Annotated in this window: 23 protein-coding genes; 16 read left to right on the top strand and 7 right to left on the bottom strand. The window is 42.1% G+C overall.

Features of this window, described 5'->3' with window-relative positions:
* Nucleotides 1-164 precede the first annotated feature (164 nt).
* Nucleotides 165-959, top strand: a complete 795-nt coding sequence (locus FZC79_RS12600) for an enoyl-CoA hydratase (protein WP_148947138.1) — start codon at nt 165-167, stop codon at nt 957-959.
* A gap of 253 nt (nt 960-1,212) precedes the next feature.
* Here the strand turns inward: FZC79_RS12600 and FZC79_RS12595 are convergent, their stop codons facing one another.
* Nucleotides 1,213-1,398, bottom strand: coding sequence for a YhzD family protein (locus tag FZC79_RS12595; protein ID WP_148941087.1), 186 nt, complete (start codon nt 1,396-1,398; stop codon nt 1,213-1,215).
* A 221-nt stretch (nt 1,399-1,619) separates the two neighbouring features.
* On the opposite strand from FZC79_RS12595, the gene FZC79_RS12590 reads away from it, so the two are divergent.
* The 10 genes from FZC79_RS12590 to FZC79_RS12550 all read left to right on the top strand — a co-directional run bounded on the left by FZC79_RS12590 (nt 1,620) and on the right by FZC79_RS12550 (nt 13,644).
* The gene (locus FZC79_RS12590) at nt 1,620-2,519 is read left to right on the top strand and encodes an ABC transporter ATP-binding protein (protein WP_148941089.1); all 900 of its coding nucleotides are present in this window, start codon (nt 1,620-1,622) and stop codon (nt 2,517-2,519) included.
* Entirely contained in the window at nt 2,512-3,762 is a 1,251-nt protein-coding gene (locus FZC79_RS12585; protein ID WP_148947137.1) for an ABC transporter permease, read from the top strand. Before FZC79_RS12590 ends, FZC79_RS12585 begins: the two co-directional genes overlap by 8 nt.
* Before the next feature lie 142 nt (nt 3,763-3,904).
* On the top strand, nt 3,905-4,066 hold the full coding sequence (locus FZC79_RS23175) for a hypothetical protein (protein WP_187442766.1): 162 nt from the start codon (nt 3,905-3,907) through the stop codon (nt 4,064-4,066).
* Nucleotides 4,067-4,188: 122 nt separating this feature from the next.
* A complete protein-coding gene (locus FZC79_RS12580) occupies nt 4,189-4,374 on the top strand; it encodes a hypothetical protein (protein WP_148947136.1) in 186 nt (61 codons plus the stop codon).
* Between the two features lie 78 nt (nt 4,375-4,452).
* A complete protein-coding gene (locus tag FZC79_RS12575; protein ID WP_148947194.1) occupies nt 4,453-5,793 on the top strand; it encodes an NAD(P)/FAD-dependent oxidoreductase in 1,341 nt (446 codons plus the stop codon).
* A gap of 962 nt (nt 5,794-6,755) precedes the next feature.
* Complete coding sequence (locus FZC79_RS12570; protein ID WP_187442765.1) at nt 6,756-7,985, top strand: metallophosphoesterase family protein; 1,230 nt, start codon at nt 6,756-6,758, stop codon at nt 7,983-7,985.
* A gap of 24 nt (nt 7,986-8,009) precedes the next feature.
* Entirely contained in the window at nt 8,010-10,985 is a 2,976-nt protein-coding gene (locus tag FZC79_RS12565) for an ATP-binding protein (protein ID WP_148947134.1), read from the top strand.
* An 82-nt stretch (nt 10,986-11,067) separates the two neighbouring features.
* The gene (locus FZC79_RS12560; protein ID WP_148947133.1) at nt 11,068-12,273 is read left to right on the top strand and encodes an MFS transporter; all 1,206 of its coding nucleotides are present in this window, start codon (nt 11,068-11,070) and stop codon (nt 12,271-12,273) included.
* A 156-nt stretch (nt 12,274-12,429) separates the two neighbouring features.
* Nucleotides 12,430-13,371: a 3'-5' exoribonuclease YhaM gene (gene yhaM / locus FZC79_RS12555; RefSeq protein WP_148947193.1), complete on the top strand. Its 942-nt coding sequence runs from the start codon at nt 12,430-12,432 to the stop codon at nt 13,369-13,371.
* A 93-nt stretch (nt 13,372-13,464) separates the two neighbouring features.
* The gene (locus FZC79_RS12550) at nt 13,465-13,644 is read left to right on the top strand and encodes a sporulation YhaL family protein (protein WP_148947132.1); all 180 of its coding nucleotides are present in this window, start codon (nt 13,465-13,467) and stop codon (nt 13,642-13,644) included.
* Nucleotides 13,645-13,704: 60 nt separating this feature from the next.
* On the opposite strand, the gene FZC79_RS12545 is transcribed toward FZC79_RS12550, so the two are convergent.
* Complete coding sequence (locus tag FZC79_RS12545) at nt 13,705-14,694, bottom strand: peptidylprolyl isomerase (protein WP_148947131.1); 990 nt, start codon at nt 14,692-14,694, stop codon at nt 13,705-13,707.
* A 191-nt stretch (nt 14,695-14,885) separates the two neighbouring features.
* Here FZC79_RS12545 and FZC79_RS12540 point away from each other — a divergent pair, with 191 nt between their 5' ends.
* The 3 genes from FZC79_RS12540 to FZC79_RS12530 all read left to right on the top strand — a co-directional run bounded on the left by FZC79_RS12540 (nt 14,886) and on the right by FZC79_RS12530 (nt 15,307).
* Nucleotides 14,886-14,972: a YjcZ family sporulation protein gene (locus tag FZC79_RS12540; RefSeq protein WP_113928233.1), complete on the top strand. Its 87-nt coding sequence runs from the start codon at nt 14,886-14,888 to the stop codon at nt 14,970-14,972.
* An 89-nt stretch (nt 14,973-15,061) separates the two neighbouring features.
* A complete protein-coding gene (locus tag FZC79_RS12535) occupies nt 15,062-15,151 on the top strand; it encodes a YjcZ family sporulation protein (RefSeq protein ID WP_044022974.1) in 90 nt (29 codons plus the stop codon).
* 66 nt (nt 15,152-15,217) lie between these two features.
* The gene (locus FZC79_RS12530; RefSeq protein ID WP_044022973.1) at nt 15,218-15,307 is read left to right on the top strand and encodes a YjcZ family sporulation protein; all 90 of its coding nucleotides are present in this window, start codon (nt 15,218-15,220) and stop codon (nt 15,305-15,307) included.
* A 1,552-nt stretch (nt 15,308-16,859) separates the two neighbouring features.
* Here the strand turns inward: FZC79_RS12530 and FZC79_RS23640 are convergent.
* Both FZC79_RS23640 and FZC79_RS12520 read right to left on the bottom strand, forming a co-directional pair.
* Nucleotides 16,860-17,039: a hypothetical protein gene (locus tag FZC79_RS23640; protein ID WP_113928232.1), complete on the bottom strand. Its 180-nt coding sequence runs from the start codon at nt 17,037-17,039 to the stop codon at nt 16,860-16,862.
* A 141-nt stretch (nt 17,040-17,180) separates the two neighbouring features.
* Nucleotides 17,181-17,729: a DUF3267 domain-containing protein gene (locus FZC79_RS12520; RefSeq protein WP_148947130.1), complete on the bottom strand. Its 549-nt coding sequence runs from the start codon at nt 17,727-17,729 to the stop codon at nt 17,181-17,183.
* 307 nt (nt 17,730-18,036) lie between these two features.
* Here FZC79_RS12520 and FZC79_RS12515 point away from each other — a divergent pair, with 307 nt between their 5' ends.
* A complete protein-coding gene (locus FZC79_RS12515) occupies nt 18,037-18,366 on the top strand; it encodes a DUF1878 family protein (protein WP_148947129.1) in 330 nt (109 codons plus the stop codon).
* Here FZC79_RS12515 and FZC79_RS12510 read toward each other — a convergent pair whose 3' ends face one another.
* Nucleotides 18,367-18,936: an HTH-type transcriptional regulator Hpr gene (locus FZC79_RS12510; RefSeq protein ID WP_148947128.1), complete on the bottom strand. Its 570-nt coding sequence runs from the start codon at nt 18,934-18,936 to the stop codon at nt 18,367-18,369.
* A gap of 227 nt (nt 18,937-19,163) precedes the next feature.
* Entirely contained in the window at nt 19,164-19,520 is a 357-nt protein-coding gene (locus FZC79_RS12505; protein ID WP_148947127.1) for a YtxH domain-containing protein, read from the bottom strand.
* Nucleotides 19,521-19,766: 246 nt separating this feature from the next.
* Here FZC79_RS12505 and FZC79_RS12500 point away from each other — a divergent pair, with 246 nt between their 5' ends.
* Entirely contained in the window at nt 19,767-19,961 is a 195-nt protein-coding gene (locus FZC79_RS12500; RefSeq protein ID WP_148940838.1) for a hypothetical protein, read from the top strand.
* A 247-nt stretch (nt 19,962-20,208) separates the two neighbouring features.
* On the opposite strand, the gene FZC79_RS12495 is transcribed toward FZC79_RS12500, so the two are convergent.
* On the bottom strand, nt 20,209-20,733 hold the full coding sequence (locus tag FZC79_RS12495) for a tryptophan transporter (protein WP_148947126.1): 525 nt from the start codon (nt 20,731-20,733) through the stop codon (nt 20,209-20,211).
* Nucleotides 20,734-21,089 lie beyond the last annotated feature (356 nt).

The following is a 21,089-nucleotide window of genomic DNA, read 5'->3' as shown; positions in this document are numbered from 1 at the left end:
CAAAGATTGTAGCAGTTGATAAATTCGATTTCCGCTCAGGCCGGATGAAACGGACTTGCATTTTTTATTCAAGCATATATTGATATTTTTGAAGATTAATTTGGTATAATTTTAATAGAATATTAAAAAAATTTGGAACTCACGCGAACAAGGGGTGTTTTTTCATGAATGTAAATGCACTGTATGAGACTATTAAACTTGAAAAGAGCGGGAAGATCGCAACGGTGACATTGAACCGGCCCAAGTCATTGAATGCCATGAATCCGCAAATGATGAGGGAGCTCAAGAACTGTCTGAAGGAAGTCGAGAAAGATGATGATATCCTGGTTTTGGTCCTGAGAGGGGAAGGAAAGGGGTTCTCTTCAGGAGGGGACATCAAAGAAATGCTGAATCTTGGCGGAGAGCAGGAATTTTCTGAGATTATGGAAGTCATCAGCGAGCTGGCCATGACGCTTTACACGATGAAAAAATTGACGATCACCGGTATACATGGGGCTGCAGCCGGCTTGGGGCTGAGCATGGCGCTGGCCACCGATTATATCATCTGCGAGGAAGACAGCAAGCTGGCGATGAATTTCATAGGCATAGGCCTTATACCGGATGGTGGAGGACACTTTTTCCTTGAGCAACGCCTGGGCACCGGCAGGGCGAAGAAGCTTATGTGGACAGGAAAGGTGATTGAAGGGCAGGAAGCACTGATGAAGAAGCTTGTGGATGAAGCCATTCCATCGGGCAAACTCGACAGAGCCATTGAAAAATATATCACAGAATGCCTGCAGAAGCCTTTGATGTCGATTATTGAATCAAAATCGATTTATGCGGAGATGAACAAGGACAGGCTTGAAAAAGCATTGGAACTGGAAAAAGCAGGACAGTGGAAAATGCGGCAGACACATGATCACCAAGAAGGCATAAGAGCATTTGTTGAAAAGCGGGTTCCTCAATTTAAAGGCGAATGAATGTTGAAACCTGTTAGTAATAGCTGCAGCTTATAAATGATAAAGAAACGTCCCGTGAACTGATAACACAGGACGTTTCTTGGGTTTTTTTGAGTAATCCATCCATTATGTGCTGGAGGACAAGCGGATGATAATTCTTATCCTTTACACGTCATGAAAAAATAATTTTTAAAAACTAAAAACGCACTGCAGCCTGTGCAGCTCAGTGCGTCCTGCTCTTGCTTTGTATGTCAGTTAGGATATCCCGCGGAATCTATGGGTGAAACAAAACCAGTTTGCCTAGAGGTGAAGCGCATCGGTGAGTGTGATCTTCGTATCCTTTTTCTTCAAGAATACCTTTTCCGATTTTTTTTGCTTCATCATCTGTTGCTGCTTCAAAGGAATCTTCGTAAATATTTTCCCCTGTTTGTTCGAAAACCGTAAGTTTATAAACCTTCATGTCTCTATCCCCTTTTTAAAAATTCTGATAGTTACTATTATTCTTGCATAATTTTAATGAATAATAAAGCTTTTGCAATGATGAAATTTTCTTTTTTTATTGATAAACGAATCTTTTTCACTATACATTCGTATTAAGAAGGTGGAGAATCTTATATGAGAGAATGAATAGAATAGTGGAAGGCTGCTGTTCTACTTGGGAAGCAAAGGGGAGGAAAAAGCATGGTATTATCATTGAACAATGTGACGAAGCGATTCGGGAAGTTCACTGCAGTGGATGATTTATCGATCAGCATACCGGAAAAAGAGATGTTTGGTTTCTTGGGGGGGAATGGTGCTGGCAAAACGACCACTTTCAGGATGATCCTCGGGCTGCTTGATCCGAGTGCGGGAACCATTACCTGGAATGGCAAAAAAATTGATTACTCAACTAGTCCGGAAATTGGCTACCTTCCGGAAGAGCGCGGTTTATATCCGAAGATGAAAGTAAATGACCAAATCATTTACCTCGCCCGCTTGAGAGGAATGGATAAACGAGAAGCTGAAAAAGAGCTGGAGTACTGGTTAGAGCGATTCAATGTTCCTGAATATAAAACCAAAAAAGTGGAGGAGTTATCTAAAGGGAATCAGCAAAAGATCCAGTTGATTGCTTCCATTATACATAAACCGAAGTTATTGATTCTCGATGAGCCTTTCAGCGGCCTTGACCCCGTCAATGTGGAGCTGTTGAAGGATGCGGTTGCCGATATCAAGGAAAGCGGAACGACAATCGTGTTTTCGAGCCATCGGATGGAACATGTAGAAGAGCTTTGTGAGAACCTATGTATTATGCATAAAGGAACTCCGGTAGTGCATGGAGGGTTAAAAGAAATCAAGCGTTCGTTCGGAAAGAAGAACGTGACGATCCATGCGGATTACGATTTGAGTTTTCTGCAAACACTTTCCGGAGTGACTAAGACAAAGAAAACGACGGAGGGAATTCAGCTTCAGGTCCAATCCGAAGATATTGCACAGGATGTTTTCAACGAAGTGGTCAAGAGAGGCTTCGTCCGCAAGTTTGAACTGGAGGAGCCGTCCTTGAATGATATTTTCATTGAGAAAGTAGGTACTTCATATGAATAATTTTTTCTTGATCGTCGGCCAATCGTACCTGAATAAATTGAAGGCCAAGTCATTCATCATCACCACCCTCATTGTGGCGGCAGGTATTTTCTTGCTGGCCAACTTACAGGGGATCATCGAAGGCTTCAGCGGGGATGAACAGGATGTGGTTGCTGTTGTTGATGAAACAGGTGAGTTGTTCAGTCCCTTCTCCGCTCAATTGAGCACGATGAATGAAGAGGTGGAATTAGAACAAACGAGTGAAAGTGAAGAGAGCTTGAAGGAAAGTACAGAAGAAGGGACCTATGATGGATATCTGATTCTTTCCGAAGATGAAAACGGCCTGCCTCAAGGAATCTATAAGTCTGAGTCGATTTCCGCTTCTTCACTGGCAAATGATCTGCAGAATGCCCTGCAGGCAATCAAATCATCAATCGCTGCTGAAAACCTGGAACTGTCACCCGAAGAGCTGGCTTCATTAAGTGCTCCAGTTTCCTTTGAGAGGGAAGCGCTGGTAGAGGGAGCTAAATCAGAAGAAGAATTGAATCAGGCACGAGGGATTGTGTATCTTCTATTATTCTTTATCTACATTTCGGTCATTATCTATGCCAATATGATCGCGATGGAAGTGGCAACGGAAAAATCATCGCGTGTTATGGAAATCTTGATCTCAAGTGTTTCACCGGTAAAGCAGATGTTCGCAAAAATTTTGGGAATCGGCCTGGTCGGCTTGACTCAGTTGTCGATATTACTGGGAGTCGGGTACTTTGCCCTGACAAGCAAAGCAGATTCCGAAATGGGAGGGATAATGGAGTTTTTCGGATTGAATGAAATCCCTGTGGGCATTATCATCTATGCCATCCTGTTCTTCCTTCTTGGTTACTTCCTGTATGCGACTTTGGCGGCACTTCTGGGCTCCCTTGTCAGCAGGATTGAAGATGTCCAGCAAATGGTCATGCCGATGACCTTCCTGATCATGATCGGCTTCTTCATTGCCTTTTATGGACTGGGCAATCCTGAGGCTGGCTTTATTACTGCGGCTTCGTATATCCCATTCTTCACTCCAATGGTCATGTTCCTGCGAGTGGGGATGCTCAATATAGCTGTCTGGGAACCTATCCTCGGTATTGCTGTCCTTGTTCTCTCCATTCTGATTTTGGGCTGGTTCGGAGCACGAATATACAGGGGCGGAGTTTTGATGTATGGCAAGTCAAATTCTTACAAAGATATCAAAAAAGCCTTGGAGTTAACGAAGAAAAATTAATGTATAGGCAGTTTCTCCTTTGAGCAGGGGAACTGCCTTTTTTATATTTGTTGATACATAGGGCGGCAATTTCCTCGATAAGTTCAAGCCAGCTGTTCATTGGTATTGGAGATGGGTCTTCTTTTAAAGAGGGAATTAGACAATGGAGAGCGAACATTTAAATGATGAAGGGTACCTTTTGAGTATGTTGGGTCTGTCTGGAAGGGTCTTAGTATTTGTCGAATTGAAGCAGTCTGACGGCATCGATTTGCATTTTCGAGGAATCCGTTCAGTCAGCGCGGTTATCTGGAAGCATGGATTTTAGTATTTGTGAAATCGCTGCAGTATAGGGCCTGTCTGGCATCATCGATTTGCATTTTTGAGGATTCCATGCAATCAGTTGATCTCCCTGGCAGCATTATCTTCGGAGAAAAAGGTGGTTAACTCGTGGAAGCAATAATAGCAGGAATGATTTATTTATTCATAATCCTTGGCTTTTACTTTGTGATAAAGAAAGCAGTGGCAGAGGGAATTGATTCTTCTCGTGAAATCAGGAAGTTGAGAAGTGAACTCAAGATGTTGAACAAGGAACTGAAAAAAGAAACTGGAAGTAAAATAGATAAAAAGATATGAGTAAGGGGTTCTCCTTGAGAGATACGTTTTAGCAACTGAGAATGAATCAGAAAGGAAGTGAGGTTTTTGAAGGACAGCTTGTATGACGTCACTATCATTGGAGCAGGTGTGAGCGGCATTTTCACAGCTTATCAGTTATTAAAAGAGAATGAGGATATCAACATACATATTATAGATCTTGGTAAGAAACTGGAGGAGCGCGTCTGCGGCCTCGACAATGGAGGTACTTGTACTTGCGTGGAAAACTGCTCAAAATACATAGGGTTTTCCGGGCTTGGAAAATCAGAGGGGAAATTCAACTATACCAATGATTTTGGTGGAGAACTTGGCAGGAAAGTCGGAAAAGAGCACGCAATGGAACTGATGAAAGAAGTGGATGAAATTCTGTGTGCGTTTGGTGGAGGAGTTGTGGAGACGTACAACACCCTTAATGAGGAGCTTTCTGCCAGGGCAGAGCGGTATAAATTCAGAGTTCTCTCCACAACTGTCCGCCATCTCGGAACTAAGTTGGCGCAAGAGGTCTTTCAAGGAATATATGAGTTTTTAAAAGAGAAAGCCGATTTGACCTTTGAAACAAGGATCGACTCGATTACACGTGATTCTGAAGGATTTCAATTAAGTTCAGAGGATAGACATTTTCGTACCAGGAAGCTGGTGATGGCTACAGGAATGAGCGGAAGCAGGTGGCTGAAGCAGCAGACAGAATCACTGGGGCTTTTACCAGGAGAAACAAGGCTTGATTTGGGCCTGCGTGTGGAAATGAAAGGCAGCCAGCTGGATGCGATCCTGAAGGAAACCTTTGAAACGAAACTGACCTATTCAGGTGATTCTTATACAGCGACCACCTATTGCATGAATCCACAAGGACGGATCATCCGGAAACATCAGCATGGGCTGGTGATGCCGGATGGTCAGAATGTAAGGGAGAAGGAGATGCCCAGTCACAATCTGAATTTCACATTGTTTGTGCCGAGGTATTTCAGTACACAGGGCGAAGCACAGGAGTATGCTGAATCTGTCATCCAAAAGATTAATAGAGGAACGGACAGAATCGTGGTACAGAGATTAGAAGATTTAAAATCCGGTCGAATCACAAACGACTTACGTCAGAATAGCATCCTGCCAACTTTGTCTGCAGATTGCGGAAGTGTGATAGAGGAAGTTCCCGGTCTGTATACCAGGGCGCTGCTTGAGATGTTATCCTCGCTTGAAGGTCTGCTGGGTGAAAGAATTCATGGCGACACATTGATTTACGGAATCGATGCCAAATTTTATGAGCCGAAATTATTTACGAACACTTTTTTTGAAAGTGAAGTCTCTGGCTTGTATCTCATTGGAGATTGTTCAGGAGAAACACATTCTTTATCGCAGGCCGCAGCAAGTGGTATTTGGCTGGGAAAACATTTGGGGTTAGGATAAGGACCGGTCCATTTAACTTACATACTCAGCGAATCATTTTTAAGGAAATTTTGTTGGTGCGATTCAATTAATGGTGCATCAAGGCGAGCACCTCTGGAACATAATTACGGCAAGATGGTGAAGAAGATGTATCCAACCCACTCTTTGTGTACATGAGTGTGGCAAGATGGCGGAGAAGATGTCCTCAAGCAAGCCCTTAGGGTACATGATCAGTATGAAACAGTGAAGAAGATGTGTCCCCAATCCGGCCCTTTGGGTACATTATCTGAGTAAAACAGTGAAGAAGATGTCCCCAATCCACCCCTTTGGGTACATGAGTGTGGCAAGATGGCGGAGAAGATGTCCCCAATCCACCCCTTTGGGTACATGAGTGTGGCAAGATGGCGGAGAAGATGTATCCAAGCAAGCCCTTTGGGTACATGATCAGTGTGAAGCAGTGAAGAAGATGTATCCAATCCACCCCTTTGGGTACATGATCAGTGTGAACCAGGGAAGAAGATGTACCCAAGCAAGCCCTTTGGGTACATGAACAGTGTGAACCAGGGAAGAAGATGTATCCAATCCCGCCCTTTGGGTACAAGAACAAAGTGAACCGGTGAAGAAGATGTCCCCAATCCCGCTCTTTGGGTGCATGATCAGTGTGAAACAGCGAAGAAGATGTCCCCAATCCAGCATCTTTATGACATCTTGTATATTCACATGATAGATTGCAAGTGTGATTGAGGAAAAAAGTGAGTTGAACGAACGGAAAGAAGATGAAATCACTCATGATTTCATCTTCTTTATTTGATTTTTTCACTAGAACAGAGGCAATGAACATTATAAATCGGGTGGGCCGGTAACTGTTTAAAAATCGATTATTAAGAATCTCAACACCATCCTTATTTTTTAATGAAAAGTAGTCTATAATGAAAGAATAAGAGAACGTGCATTCGCATCGGATGAAAGAAGGGTTGAAACTAATGAGCAAAGTAACATTTATACATACGGCCGACCTGCATTTAGACAGTCCTTTCAAGGGATTGAGGCATTTGCCGGAGGAGCTGTTTCAGAGGGTGCAGAACAGTACTTTTGCCTCCTTTGAGAGAATTGTTGAGCATGCAGTAAAGCGGAAGGTGGATTTCTTCATCATATCAGGGGACTTGTATGATGAAGAAGATAGGAGCATCCGTGCTCAAGCCAGATTAAAAAAACAGTTCCAAAGGCTGGGAGAAGCCGGCATTGCGGTATTTATCATCCATGGAAATCATGATTATTTAGGAAATTACTGGTCTCATTTAGAGATGCCTGACAATGTTAAAGTGTTTGGGGCAGAGGTGGAGGAAGTCATCCATCCAACCATTGGGGGAAGGCAGGTCCATTTATACGGCTTTAGTTATGATAAACGCCATGTGCTGGAACGGAAAGCTGCTGGTTACCCTCCTGCCCGGAAGGATGGAGATATTCATATTGGTCTCCTTCATGGAAGCGAAGCAGGGGAGACATCTGCTCACGAGCCGTATGCTCCATTTACCCTAAAGGAACTCAGGGAGAAAAATTACCACTACTGGGCACTCGGGCATATCCACGTTCGCCAGGAGCTTTCTGCTTCCCCGCCGATTGTGTATCCCGGGAATATACAAGGCAGGCACCGAAAAGAAACGGGGCCAAAGGGCTGTTATATTGTGACGATTGAGAATGAAGAAGCAGACCTTGAATTCATTGAGACGCAGGCAATCCTGTGGGAAAAAACCTCTATTTCCTTGAAGGAAGAGTCAAAGCTGGGCCAGGTTTTTGAACTGTGCAAGTCCGAAATGGAAAGATTCCGAAGAGAGGGAGGCACCTTTTTGGAGATTGAACTCACAGATATAGAAAAAATAGGTGCTGAGGTTCTACAGAAAATCCAGAGCGGAGAAATTTTGGAAGCGTTCCAGGATGGTGAGGAGTACCAGGAGGATTTTGTCTGGGTGCACTCCTTAAGAATCAAGGAAAACACCGGGGTTGGTTATATTGAAGGACAGGAAACATTCCTGAATGAAATGATTCAAAACATCCAGGGCTGGGATGATCAGAGCTGGGACGAGGCTTCCTCAGTATTATTTCTTCATCCCCAGGCGCACCGCTATATTGATTCACTTCAACCTGAAGAAAAGGAAGAGATCAAAGAGGCTGTACTATCAATGCTGAAATCTTCTTTTACCTATAAAGATTGATAATGAACAGAGGAGGTGAGATTCATGAAAATAACTGACATACATATTTACGGCTTTGGAAAATTGGAGAACTTTGAGCTGAAGAACCTGGGTGGCTTTTCTATTCTCTATGGAGAGAATGAAGCAGGAAAGTCTACGATCATGGCATTTATTCATGGTATTCTATTCGGTTTCCCGACGAAGCTGCACTCTGAGCAGAGGTATGAGCCGAAGACACATGCCAAATATGGAGGTAAATTGACATTAATATTAGATGACGGCCATTCACTTACAATAGAGAGAATCAAGGGAAAAGCAACAGGAGATGTGACTCTTTTCTATGAGGACGGCTCAACTGGCGGCGAGGAAGACTTAAAGAGAGTATTGAAAGGCCTGGATAAGGCGGCCTTTCAAGGAATCTATTCGTTTAATATCCACGGACTTCAGGAGATTTCCAAGCTGAAGGAAGAGGATATCAACCGTTATCTTTTAAGCTCGGGGATGACTGGCACTGATGCACTCTTCAAGTTGGAAGAGCAGTGGCAGAAGGAACTCGACCGGTTATTCAAAAAGTCGGGAAAGAAACCTGAAATCAATCAAAAATTGATGGAAATCAAACAGATTGAATTACAGTTAAAAAAAGCCAAAGAGAAAAACGAGGCTTTTACTCTGTTACTTGAAAAAAAGAACAGAGAGGAAGAAGCGCTGTCAGATTTTCGTAAAGAATCTGACCGAAAAGAAGAAGAATTAAATCGCATTGAAGCACTTGAAAATTCATGGCAGGATCTCAGCGAATATCAGAACATAAAAGACAGGTTATCCCAATTGGAGAACCTTCATCCTTTTCCTGTAAACGGTCTGCAGCGCTATGAAAAATGGCAAAGCCAGCACGTTCACCAAAAGTCTGCCTTGGAAGTCACTCGTAATCGTTTAGCTGAACTTAATGAGTCTTTAGAAGAAAGTAAACCCGATGATTCTCTTATTGACCGCACTGCCCTGTTCACTAGCATCCTTGAAAAAAGGGAGTTATACATAAGGTGGCAGGACCAGGGTGCAGATCTGGAGCGTAAACTCACTGGAATCAAAGCTAAAAGAGACCAATTGAGGAGGGAGTTGAATTTAGAAGATTTCGATTCAATTAAAGATGTCCAATTGGATATGGTCATGAAAGACAGAGTAAAAAGCATGGAAGATTCCTTTTATAAACTGCAACTGAAAAAGGAATCTGTTATTGAAGCATTGCAAGAAGAAAAAAAGCAGCTGGGATTCCTGGAAGAACGCTGTGGGGAAATCGAAGAAAAGCTTCTGGAAGAAACCAGCTATCAGGAGCTTCAAAAGAATGTAAAGGAAAGCAAAGAAACAGATACTTTAAAAATTCAATATGAACTAGTTCAAGAACAACTTAAAGAGAATAAAGATAAACTGTCTAAAAGAAGTAAAAAAGGCTCTTCTATTTTAGTTAGTTCAGCTTTCTCAATCTTAATTGGACTTATGGTATGGTTCCTGTCGGAATCGTTACTAGCGGCTGCAGCAGTATTCCTCATAGCCTTATCTGCTATAACTCTTTTCGTGAATTTACAGTCGAAAAAAGACGGCAGTGATTATTATCGGCAGTTGAAGAACAAGGCAGAAAGTCTTCGTGAAAAACTGGATGCACAAGCCGGCGGAGAGGAAGAGCAGAACAGGAAGTTATTGAAGGAACAAACAGAATTAAGAGAGAACTGGAAACAATGGGTCTTGAAATTAGAGAACACAGAACATGGAGTTCTTAAACTTCAAGAAGAGGAACAAGACCTTTTCCTGCAGGAACAAAGATTGCAGGAAAGTTTTCGAAATCTGGCCAGGGATCTGCAGCTTTCACCTGATATGCCATGGAAACTGCTTGGTGAGGCTTTTGTCAGGATCAAAGAATTAGCAGGACTATATGAAGAGGAGCACGAAGCATCTGAGGCTTACAGAAACCTTCAGGAGAAGGTCTCACTTTTCTCAAAGGAGATTGAGGAAGCTGTCGAAGATACGATAATACAATTCACAGTGATTGAAGATACCTTATTAAGGATGAAAGATGCACTTGCTCTCAATGAAAAAAAATCCTTGTCCTACAACCAATTGCTGAAACAGCGGGATGAAACGATTAAGGAATTTGAATTCATCCAAGCACAGGTAACCTCGATTCATAAGGAATTGAAGGAGCTGATGGCAGCATCCGGAACCGGGACGGAAGAAGAGTTCAGGCTGATGGCTGATTTAAGCATTGAAAAGCACTCCCTGGAACAACAGGAAAGAATCCTGTTTAACCGTCTGGGCGGAAAATTGCTTCAAGAATACAACCTGCTGAAAGAGAAGAGTCATGAACTGTCGCAAATAAAAAGCAGCCTGGAAGAAGAAATCGCAGAATTGAAACAGAAGACTTACAAAGAGAATGAAAGTATTGCAGAAACGGTTTATGAAATTTCAGTGTTGGAAGAAGGAGAATCATACACCAGGCTGCTATATAATTATCATGAGCAAAAAGCTGAGTTAAATGAATTATCGAGAGAGTGGATGAAGTTCTCGTTGGCCAGGTCCGCCCTCAATAAGACAATGGAAGAGTATAAAAAAGAAAAGCTTCCAAAGGTGATTGAAACGGCAGAGAAATACTTTCAATTGCTGACCAACCGGGAATATCACAAAATCCGGTTCAACCAAGAGAAGTATTTCATCATTGAAAGAAAAGACGGCGTCACTTTCACTCCTGACGAACTCAGCCAGGGAACAAAAGAACTATTATATATTGCGATAAGGTTTGCCCTGGTAAGGATGCTGAAAGATGTCCACTCAATGCCGGTGATCATTGATGATGGCTTTGTCAATTTTGATGAAAAAAGAACAGAAGCAGTCCTGAGGCTGATGAAGGAATTCAAAGGCGAGATCCAAGTACTGTTCTTCACATGTCATTCCCATATTGTCAGGAAAGTAGAAAGCAATGAAGTAATTCATTTAAATAAAGAGAGGCTGGCTGCCGCCGCCGGGGAACATTAACAGGGCGGCTGCATTAGTAAAACTTCCCCTTTTCCGTTACAATACAGAGTAGCACAAAGGAATGACAGAAAGGAAATACATTATGGATCGTAAAAAAGGATGGACTCAGGCAAGGGGTCCTTTAGCCTTATTAAGCTTCAATCTATTCATCATCATGGTTGGAATCGGGTTGGTGATTCCAATCCTTCCATTTTATGTTGAAAAATTCAACGCGAATGCACAAGTGCTTGGAGCCCTTGTGGCAGTATTTGCTTTCATGCAATTTTTATTTGCTCCCGTTTGGGGAAGGCTTTCTGATAGGGTTGGCCGCAAGCCGCTCATTACAATCGGCTTGATTGGATTTGCCATCGCTGAATTTGTTTTTGCGTTTGCTTCGGGCTTGTGGATGCTGTTTGTGTCAAGAATTCTAGCAGGTATATTTGGCTCTGCCTTGATGCCGACTGCCATGGCTTATGTCTCTGATGTTACGGAACCAGAGAAGCGCGGACAGGGGATGGGAATCTTGGGAGCCGCGATGGGGATGGGAATTGTCATTGGTCCGGGAATCGGCGGATGGCTTGCGGAATACGATCTTTCCTATCCTTTCCTGTTTGCCGGGATTGCCGCTTCCATTGCGGCAATTGTATCGATTTTAATTCTTCCTGAGTCTTATACAAAGGAAATGCGGGCACAGGAAGAGCCTGAAGCGAAAGAGAACCAGTTTGTACTCATGAAGAAAGCCCTTGGTAGCCCGGTTGGCTTTCTGCTGGTACTGGTCTTCATCATGAGCTTTGGTCTCGCTAATTTTCAGGCAATCTTCAGTTATTATGCACTCGAACGATACGGCTACGGCCCACAGGAAGTAGGGTTCATTATCCTGGTGATAGGATTGATTGGAACCGTGGTACAGGGTTTTGGAGTCGGAAAAATGACCCAATGGCTTGGAGATCAAAAGGTTGTGACCATATCACTCCTCATCAGTGCATTTGGTTTTGTCATCATGACGCTCGCGCCTAATATGGTCTGGGTCCTGATTACGACAGCGGTCTTTTTTGTCGGAAACTCCATGCTGCGCCCTTCATTAAATTCCCTGATTTCAAAGCTTGCCGGTAAAAGGCAGGGGATGGTCATGGGGCTGAACAACTCATTCCTGAGCCTTGGGAATGTAGCCGGACCTTTAATCGCGGGAACACTGTTTGAATGGAATATCCATGTTCCTTATCTCTTCGGTGCTTTCATCATGATTATCGGCCTGGTTTCAACAAAGGTATGGATAGCGAAAAAAGGGAAAGCTGAGGCAGCAGGCTGACTTTACCAAAGACAAGCGGGGTATGCCTGCTTGTCTTTTTTATAGGTTCTTTTCACATTTCTTTCACTCAATCAAGTTATGGCAAAGCCTTTCCTGTCAGCCTTAGATGGAGATTATGATATACTAGCAGAAACAAGAGAAATGGGAGGAGTAAGAATGTCAGGGATTGCTCAATATGATGTCGGCTCATCAGTTGAATTATTCATGCTGATCAAGCAGACTACGAAAGGAACAACCAACACAGGCAAACCATTTTTAACTTTGATTCTGCAGGACAAAAGCGGAGATATCGAGGCGAAACTATGGGATGCCAGCGAGCAGGACGAAGTCAATTTTCAGCCGGAAACGATTGTGAAGGTCTCCGGGGATGTTCAAAGCTACAGGGGCAAGAACCAGCTTAGAATCAGGCAGATTAAACCAAGTTCTCCTGGAGATGGCCTTGAAATAGGCGATTTCCTTCAAACTGCGCCTTTGAGCATTGATGAAATGAGCAGTAAAATCACTCAATACATTTTTGAAATGAAAAACCCGAACATACAGCGGATCACCAGGCACCTGCTGAAGAAATATCAAAAGCCGTTTTTAGAGTATCCAGCTGCAACTAAAAACCATCATGAGTTTGTTTCGGGCCTCGCCTACCATGTCGTATCAATGCTGGACTTGTCCAAGTCCATTGCATCCCTTTATCCATCACTTGATACGGACTTGCTGTATGCAGGGGTCATCCTTCATGATCTTGGAAAAGTATTTGAACTATCAGGCCCCACATCGACGGTCTATACGGTGGAAGGCAACTTACTTGGTCATATTTCCATTATGATTAATGAAATTGGAAAAGCATCTGAAGAACTTGGGATAAAAGGGGAAGAAGTCATGATCCTTCAGCACCTGGTCCTCTCTCATCACGGAAAAGCCGAGTGGGGAAGCCCGAAACCTCCGATGATTAAAGAAGCCGAAATCCTGCATTATATCGATAATATCGATGCAAAAATGAATATGCTGGATAAAGTGCTTGAAAAAACAAAGCCGGGAGAATATACGGAAAGAGTATTTGCCCTCGATAACCGTTCGTTCTACAAACCGACTTTTCATAACTGATCAGCTGAAATGACTTTCATTTGAAAGTCATTTTTTTTATTTCTCCACATATATTTGGAATAGTAGGACAAACAGTGGAGGGGATATATAATTATGACTTTGCCTATTTGGATGTATTTCATTGTAGCAGGTATCTTCGTCAGTGCTTACATGGCCATGAAATCAGCTAAAGAAGATAGAGAAGTGGAAAATGAATGGATTGAGCAGGAAGGGGAGGTCTACATTAAACGGATGGAGAATGAGAAAGAGAAACGCCGCCAGCCATCTGCATGACTCCTAACATAGCAGCGACTAAGAAAAGGGAAGCACTTAAAAAGTGCTTCCCTTTGGTGTTTATTCTTCTGTTGTTTCTCCTTCAGCAGGAGCATCTTCACCCTCAGCTGGTAAGTCTTCTGCTGGAGCTGGTGCATCTCCCTCTTCAGGCACAGCCGGTGCTTCCTGAGGGTTCAAGATTTGTTCAAAGCTGTTCTCAAGGTCTTCGTCTTTAATATCCAGTCCTGCGTCCTCAACAATCGCCTTCATTGTCTGCTGGATCTTTTCAGGAGTGACTTTGGATAACTTCAATGAATTTTCCAGTTCATCTTTCATCTCATCAAACGGCTTTTTCTCTTTCTTATCCGTTACTTCAATGATATGGAAGCCGTACTGAGTTTGAATAGGTTCACTGACTTTGCCTGTTTCCAGCTTGTCCAGTGCTTCTGAGAATTCAGGCACAAAACTCTGTCTGCCTTCAGAATCAACCCATCCTAAGCTTCCGCCATTCTCCGCAGAACCCGGATCATTAGAATATTCTGTAGCCAAATCTTCAAATGCCGTGCCATCAGCCAGCTTTTTCTTCACTTCGTCAGCTGTCTCTTTATCATCGACAAGAATGTGGCGCACCTCAATTTCAGGTTTCCAATTATCGTAGTATTCTTTTAGCTCGTCTTCAGATACCTCGACATCAGCAGTTGCTGCTTTTTCCTGAAGCAGCTGCAGCTCAAGATACTCCCGGAAGGATTCTTCATCCAGATTATACTGAGATAAGAACATTTCAAATTGAGGCCCAAGTTGATCTTTCGCTTCATTCAACTTTTCATCTACTTCTTCTTCAGTCACTTCATATTTATCACTTAGAACTTTTGTAAGCACTAATTCCTGCAGAGCCTGTTCCATTTGAGGAGTGAACTTCTCTTTCATGGATGCAAAAAGTTCTTCCTTCGTAACATCTCCCGCTTTAGTCTCAGCCACGACTTCACTGTTACCATTGTCATCCCCATTACTGCAGGCTGACAGCCCGATAACACCAGCTGCTAAAGACATTGTCAAAATCCATTTCTTCATAGGTATAACATCTCCTAATTGTTTGTATTGTCAATAAGGTTTGTCTAAAAACTACAAAACATACTATATCACAAACCTAACAGGAAAATAAACATTTTAATGGAGTGTTTTCTAAAAAATGGGCATATATAACACCCAAATCTCTTCTTCATACATAAGATATTTTGACTAGAAAAAAGGAGGTAATAAAAATGAGCTACGGATATAACTCAGGATTTGCGCTGATTGTGGTGCTGTTCATTTTATTAATTATCGTAGGTGCAGCCTACATTTGCTAAGTTTTTTCAAAGGAAACATGTAATGCGCCTAAACCAAAAATGATTATTTGAATAGGATAAAGTAGCGCTTCTAAAGGAGGTGGAAAGTTATGGGTGGCTCATACGGATATGGCGGAGGTTTCGCGTTGATCGTAGTATTGTTCATCTTGTTAATCATCGTAGGTGCAGCTTGGCTATAATTTAACCTCGATAAGCATAAGGCAATTCGTTGCCTTATGCTTCATTAAGAAAGGAGGAAGCGTCTAATGTCAGGTGGATACGGATATGGCGGAGGATTTGCGTTAATCGTTGTATTGTTCATTTTGTTGATTATCATCGGAGCAGCTTGGGTTTAATAACTGCTTAAAAATATAAAACCATAAAAACAGCGGACTGCCTGAGCGGCGGTCCGCTGTTGTGTTTGTTGCTGATCAGTGAGGGACGGAAGTTTCTCGTTCCGGCAACAGAAACGGAAGGACTAATACATTTAAGGCTGTATATCCATACTTTACCCTGAGTTTGAGAAACTACATACATACTTATGATTTGAAGATTTGAGTTCAGCCTGTATAACCAGTCTTCACGGGCAGAGAAGGGTGCATTAGGGGGAGGAAAATTTGATTTGATGTACTTTGCCGGAGAAGCGCGGTGTATCAGGAGGGAAAATATGAGTTGATGTACCTCGGTGTTGGAGCGAGATACATCAAAAGAAGGAAGTTCAGATTTGATGTATCTCGCTAGTGGAGCGAGGTACATGAAAAGAAGAAAGTTGAGGTTTGATGTACCTCGCTGACGGAGCGAGATACATCAAAAGAAGAAGATGACGATTTCATGTACCTCGCTGGTGGAGCGAGGTACATGAAAAGAAGAAAGATGAGATTTGATGTACCTCGCTATTGGAGCGAGGTACATGAAAAGAAGAAAATTGCGATTTGATGTACCTCGCTGGTGGAGCGAGATACATCAAAAGAAGAAAATAGAGATTTGATGTACCTCGGTGTTGGAGCGAGATACATCAAAAGAAGAAAATGGCGATCTGATGTACCTCGGTGTTGGAGCGAGATACATGAAAAGAAGAAAATTGAGGTTTGATGTACCTCGCTATTGGAGCGAGATACATGAAAAGAAGAAAATGGCGATCTGATGTGCCTCGGTGTTGGAGCGAGATACATCAAAAGAAGAAGATGGCGATTTGATGTACCTCGCCGGCGAAGCGAGATACATTAATAGAAGAAAATCCCGAAGAGATGTACCTCTGAGCCTGAGTGGTATATACCTGAGTAAGAAAGTAAGTCGGTACAGCAGGATCCACTTCCAACGCTGTCCAGCTCCGCCTCCTTGCCCCTTGAGTCGCTGCACGAAAAAGGAAGCGCTTGTCGGGTCTGTATAAGGTCTTTCACTTTTCACTGTCCAGTTCCGCCGGCTAGCTCCTCGTGTCACTAGACAAAAAACAGCAGAGGTCCAAGAGCAGACCTCCACTGTTTTTCGCCATAGTGCATGTCGGAGCTGAAAGAGCCGGCTCCACTTCCAACGCTGTCCAGCTCCGCCTCCTTGCCCCTCGAGTTTCTGCACAACAAAGAAAGGAAGCCAAAGTGCAGGCTTCCATTCTTTGTTGCGTCAGCGCTTGTCGGGTCTGTATAAGGCCTTTCACTTTTCACTGTCCAGTTCCGCCGGCTAGCTCCTCGTGTCACTAGACAAAAAACAGCAGAGGTCCAAGAGCAGACCTCCACTGTTTTTCGCCCTAGTGCATGTCGGAGCTGAAAGAGCCGGCTCCACTTTTCAATGTCCAGTTCCAGGCGCTAGCCCCTCGAGTCGCTACACAACAAAGAAAGGAAGCCCAAGTGCAGGCTTCCTTCCTTTTTCGCGTCAGCGCTTGTCGGGTCTGAGCAAGCGCCTTTCACTTTTCTGTTAAGCATACAATATTTCTATGTATGATGAGATCAAGAGTATGGTTATGAGTATGTTGATGGTTCTGAAGACTTTTGGCTGTCTTTCTTCAGGTATTTCTTTTTGCAGACAAAGCGAGTTTGTCATTTGGTTTATAAAATAAAGGATAAATACTGAAAAAATGATAAAAATGGAGATCATTTTATCCCCTCCCTATATCTCCTATATGCTATACGATACCAAATTATCCTCTAAATTGGTAGAATGAAGTCCTGAAAAATCAAGAAGAGGCGTAGTAGATACAGGATTCAGTATAATTTAAGGTGAGTTATGCTGAATGATCTAGATACTGCCTCTTTGCAGGTTCAATATTTCGTAGCCGTCTTCATTTTCTTCAATCATCGCATCTCTTGGAGAGTAGAGCAAACATTTTGCATAGAGAAAGTCAATTGTACAGATTCCTGTATGGTAAGCTGTCAGGATCGTAAAATAATGTGAATAATGGGGCATGAGAACACAACCGGCAAGCAGCAATGTGTTGATCGTGAAAAAAGGAAACACAAGCGCTAAGATAAATCGGTTTTTGGAAATGGGCTCTCCCACACGAAAAGAGACGATTGGAATAAAGAATAGATGACGTTTCACTTGATATTTAATTTTAGTCAGATAAGTCAATATCGGCACAATATGCAGCAACTTGTGCAAAGGGTAAATAACCAGCATGCCTGCCAGGAAGAAATAAAAATGACTATCATAAAGATCTTCAGATAGTATGAGATTGACAGGGACATAGATGATCGTGAAGACCATCATCATCACAATGGCAGATAGCAGCATGACACGGCTGTGGCCGAATTGTTTTTCCAGATTGATTGTTTTCCAGCAATGCATAAAAAAATCGCCTCCATTAGACGACAAGTTTGATTTGATCTTTCGCTTTCATACTTTACGACGTCTGAACGAAAAAATCAATAGGGAAAATAACATTAATTTGTAAAAAAAATATTCAAATAACTTTTTCTTTAATCTACTGTAGATAAAGAGCTTTGAAAACAGGCTGATAGCATGTTTCAAAGGCATTTGATATTATTTAAGAAAGGAAAAATTGGAAGGGCTTTTAGAAAGATCTAAAACATGTTCGTAGTATAAGTGTGGTTGTGATTTTTAAAAGTTAACTAAGATAAAAGAAGGTGTCTATATGGTCGATTTATTGAAGAGAATTGAAAAAATAGAATTTCAACAGAAGCTGCTAATGGAGATGATTCCAGAAAGAGGATATGAATTTTACAGGCTTGTCATCAAAAAAGAATTGACAGAAGAACAGGTCCAAGAATTTTATGAACTTTGTGAAAGGTTGAACATTAAATGCCAAGAACAAAAAGCGGAAGGATTTGTATTTTTTGCTCCGCTTTTCAAGGAATTTACTGAGGAATTAAACTCTCGATTGACCCCTCAAGAAGTAATTCATGCATGTGCCGCTCAAGAATTGTATCCTTTTTTAATGGAACAGCTGAAACGCAACCTATAATCAGGCCCCGTCATCAGAAGAAATTTTTTGAAGCTTGCCGTTTTCTTCAGTGAATTCTGCTTCAATATTATGGAAAGATTTTTCGAAGATTTCCATAAAATCATTTCCATAAATATTCTTCACTACAGCCATCATCTCAATCATATCGGGGAAGCGGCCATATAGCTCCCTGAGCGGGGTAACGCCCTGAAAGATTGAATGTTTTTCCGGCTGATAATTCCTCATTAATTCAAGTAAAACGCTTTCACCTTTTTCAGTGAGCTGGATATAGGTATTGCGTTTGTCATTTTCCCTCTTGGAAAAGCGTAGCAATTCTCTTTCTTCCAACTTTTTAGAAAAGTTGAAAGCTGTTGATACATGCATAACCCCAAACTTAGCTACATCTGAAATTGAAGCACCTTTCAAATGGTAGGAAATCCATAAAATATGATGTTCATTTATATTGAGGTCGTAAGGTTTAATCCATTGCTGCCAATCTTTTTCAATCGCTTTCCATAAGGCCTTGCTCAGTTGAGCCATTCTTTGGCTGAACAACATAGCTTCCTTCATGGAGAATTCTCTTTCGTCCATATGATTCACCCGCTTTGCAAAAGTTGATTGGTTCACCGTGTCTGATTCAACTAATCTTTAAGTCTTGTAACTCTCTCCCTTTTATTATGCCAATAAAATAAAAATTAATAAAGGTTTAAATTTACTAAATTTTTAGAAAGGTGGTGTTTTTTCTCTGTTTTCGAGGATTTTCCCTGCATTTAGACAGAAAAAAAGCCCTGCGTAAAATTTTGCAGGACTCTCTAAAGTTATTGTTTACTGATTTTTTGCTCCATATTATCAGCGAGCTGTTCAATTGCAGTTATATCATCCTTGATATGCTGTATGTTTGGTTCTGTTTCTCCCTGCCAGGTTTGAATGGAAGTCTGCATGTCATCTTTGACATGAGTGATCGTTTTTTTACTTTCAGATGTAAGACGGGAAACTGAGTCTTTTACTTCGACAGCATTGGTTTTAATCTCTGTTAAAACAGCCTTCCATTCGTCTTTATTCTTGTTGATTTGTCCTTTCAAATCTTTTCCGGACTGAGGAGCAGAAAGAAGTGTGGCGATTGCTCCAATTGCACTTCCAGCTAATATTCCGAAGGTTACTGATTTCAATTTCATTTAACTTCCCCCAAATCTAATCTTGATTTTGTATTCGACATTTTATCCTTTATATCCTTTTTACCCTTTTCGGCAATACGCTAATCAACTTTTCTCATAACCTTATCGTTTCGGCATAAACATGATTTATAGGGTCGTTTAGAGAATGTCTATTGAAGTGCTTTATTTTTCTGAAAAACGTGAGCAGCTTCTTACCTGCAGACTGATTTTTTCTGAATAGCCTTGGAAAAGGAAGGGGTGGAGGATGTGGATGGAATTATATTCGGATTTTTCGCGTTGAGCGCTATATTGTTCTTTGGAACGGTCCACTATTTTATGGCTGCCCAAAAGCCGGGTATGTACCCGCCTAAAAATATTTTGAGGAGACGAGCAGGGGTGCTGGGATCAGGAGGGGTCATAACCTTGATTCTGGGAGTATTATTGTGGGTTGCAGTGAAGTAGGTTTTCTGAATTATTAAGCTCTTATCTTAAACATGGTGATGGAAAAAGACCGTCATTATTCATCAGGAATAATAGGGGGAAAATTAGAGCAGCTTATCCTTGTTCAGAAAGGAAGGCTGCAGTCCCAAGGGGAAGCCAGGAATTTTTTCCCGAAAGCAGGCCATTTGTATAGAAATAGCCCATAATAAAAAGGAACCCAAGACAGGTTCCTTTTTAAATATTTAAAAATACGGCAAAAGACCGATGTTTATGATGATACAGATTGAGCGAAGCTGGTTCGCTTGATAATTGTAGTTACGAGTGGATAAACCACAAACATTGCTCCTGCATTGACCAATGTCGCCGGCAATACAACGGCGGCGAACAATCCAAGGAATGCTCCTGGAAGACCTACTATCAGGTAGGCAGAAGTCAGGAAGAAAACACCTGAGATTATTGTTCCGACGGCTGTAAGTATTGTTGTTCCTGCGATGGAGCTTGAATACTTCTTAACACCAAGGACCATAAGATAAAAGACAAAAGCAGTAAGCGGTTTGTCGATCAGGTTCGGGACAAAGCCTCCAGGGAACTGTGTGGTTAGTCCGGAAATAATTCCAGTGGTAATTCCAAGCAGTAAAACATTTTTCTTATCCGGGAATAATAAAATACCCAGGAACATCATTGTCAGCATCATGTCAGGCTTCATTCCAAGAAAAACTCCAGGGATGACAGCATGCAGTACAGCACCTATCCCTACTAACAGTGATAATGCGACCAAAGATTTTGTATTCATTTCTCATCTCTCCTCATCTATTCTATTCTCAACTGTGCTTCTCCCGCCGTGCACTCATTGCCGGCAGCGAAAAGTTAAAATTAGTATATCACAGCAGGAATCCTATGAACAGCTTTCAGGTTGAACTTTTTGAGTGTGTTTTTTTGAAGAATCCTGTTTCTTGATCAAACTCCTTCCATGAACTCATTGTGCTAGCAGGGAGGGGGACTGACGCCCATCGCCGTGTCATAAACCTGCAGCAGAACTCATTATCAGGAATTTGAAAAATGGCTGTTTTCGAGACGTTTGAGTGGCACCTTACCTCTATTTTTCGTGGGTTGGTATCTTCCGTGAACCGTACCCGGATACTAAGGGTT

The sequence above is a fragment of the Rossellomorea vietnamensis genome (genome assembly GCF_008180615.1).
GTDB lineage: Bacteria > Bacillota > Bacilli > Bacillales > Bacillaceae_B > Rossellomorea > Rossellomorea vietnamensis_D.
This window is presented reverse-complemented; position numbering and strand designations above follow the sequence as displayed.

Bases quoted from the DNA above. Each gene is read 5' to 3' on its own strand.
- FZC79_RS23175 (WP_187442766.1), top strand. From the start codon at position 3,905: ATGGAGAGCGAACATTTAAATGATGAAGGGTACCTTTTGAGTATGTTG.
- FZC79_RS12595 (WP_148941087.1), bottom strand. From the start codon at position 1,398: ATGAAGGTTTATAAACTTACGGTTTTCGAACAAACAGGGGAAAATATT.
- FZC79_RS12535 (WP_044022974.1), top strand. From the start codon at position 15,062: ATGGGTGGCTCATACGGATATGGCGGAGGTTTCGCGTTGATCGTAGTA.
- FZC79_RS12550 (WP_148947132.1), top strand. From the start codon at position 13,465: ATGACTTTGCCTATTTGGATGTATTTCATTGTAGCAGGTATCTTCGTC.
- FZC79_RS12590 (WP_148941089.1), top strand. From the start codon at position 1,620: ATGGTATTATCATTGAACAATGTGACGAAGCGATTCGGGAAGTTCACT.
- FZC79_RS23640 (WP_113928232.1), bottom strand. From the start codon at position 17,039: ATGATCTCCATTTTTATCATTTTTTCAGTATTTATCCTTTATTTTATA.
- FZC79_RS12570 (WP_187442765.1), top strand. From the start codon at position 6,756: ATGAGCAAAGTAACATTTATACATACGGCCGACCTGCATTTAGACAGT.
- yhaM (WP_148947193.1), top strand. From the start codon at position 12,430: ATGTCAGGGATTGCTCAATATGATGTCGGCTCATCAGTTGAATTATTC.
- FZC79_RS12515 (WP_148947129.1), top strand. From the start codon at position 18,037: ATGGTCGATTTATTGAAGAGAATTGAAAAAATAGAATTTCAACAGAAG.
- FZC79_RS12560 (WP_148947133.1), top strand. From the start codon at position 11,068: ATGGATCGTAAAAAAGGATGGACTCAGGCAAGGGGTCCTTTAGCCTTA.
- FZC79_RS12495 (WP_148947126.1), bottom strand. From the start codon at position 20,733: ATGAATACAAAATCTTTGGTCGCATTATCACTGTTAGTAGGGATAGGT.
- FZC79_RS12520 (WP_148947130.1), bottom strand. From the start codon at position 17,729: ATGCATTGCTGGAAAACAATCAATCTGGAAAAACAATTCGGCCACAGC.
- FZC79_RS12510 (WP_148947128.1), bottom strand. From the start codon at position 18,936: ATGGACGAAAGAGAATTCTCCATGAAGGAAGCTATGTTGTTCAGCCAA.
- FZC79_RS12565 (WP_148947134.1), top strand. From the start codon at position 8,010: ATGAAAATAACTGACATACATATTTACGGCTTTGGAAAATTGGAGAAC.
- FZC79_RS12505 (WP_148947127.1), bottom strand. From the start codon at position 19,520: ATGAAATTGAAATCAGTAACCTTCGGAATATTAGCTGGAAGTGCAATT.
- FZC79_RS12540 (WP_113928233.1), top strand. From the start codon at position 14,886: ATGAGCTACGGATATAACTCAGGATTTGCGCTGATTGTGGTGCTGTTC.
- FZC79_RS12600 (WP_148947138.1), top strand. From the start codon at position 165: ATGAATGTAAATGCACTGTATGAGACTATTAAACTTGAAAAGAGCGGG.
- FZC79_RS12585 (WP_148947137.1), top strand. From the start codon at position 2,512: ATGAATAATTTTTTCTTGATCGTCGGCCAATCGTACCTGAATAAATTG.
- FZC79_RS12545 (WP_148947131.1), bottom strand. From the start codon at position 14,694: ATGAAGAAATGGATTTTGACAATGTCTTTAGCAGCTGGTGTTATCGGG.
- FZC79_RS12530 (WP_044022973.1), top strand. From the start codon at position 15,218: ATGTCAGGTGGATACGGATATGGCGGAGGATTTGCGTTAATCGTTGTA.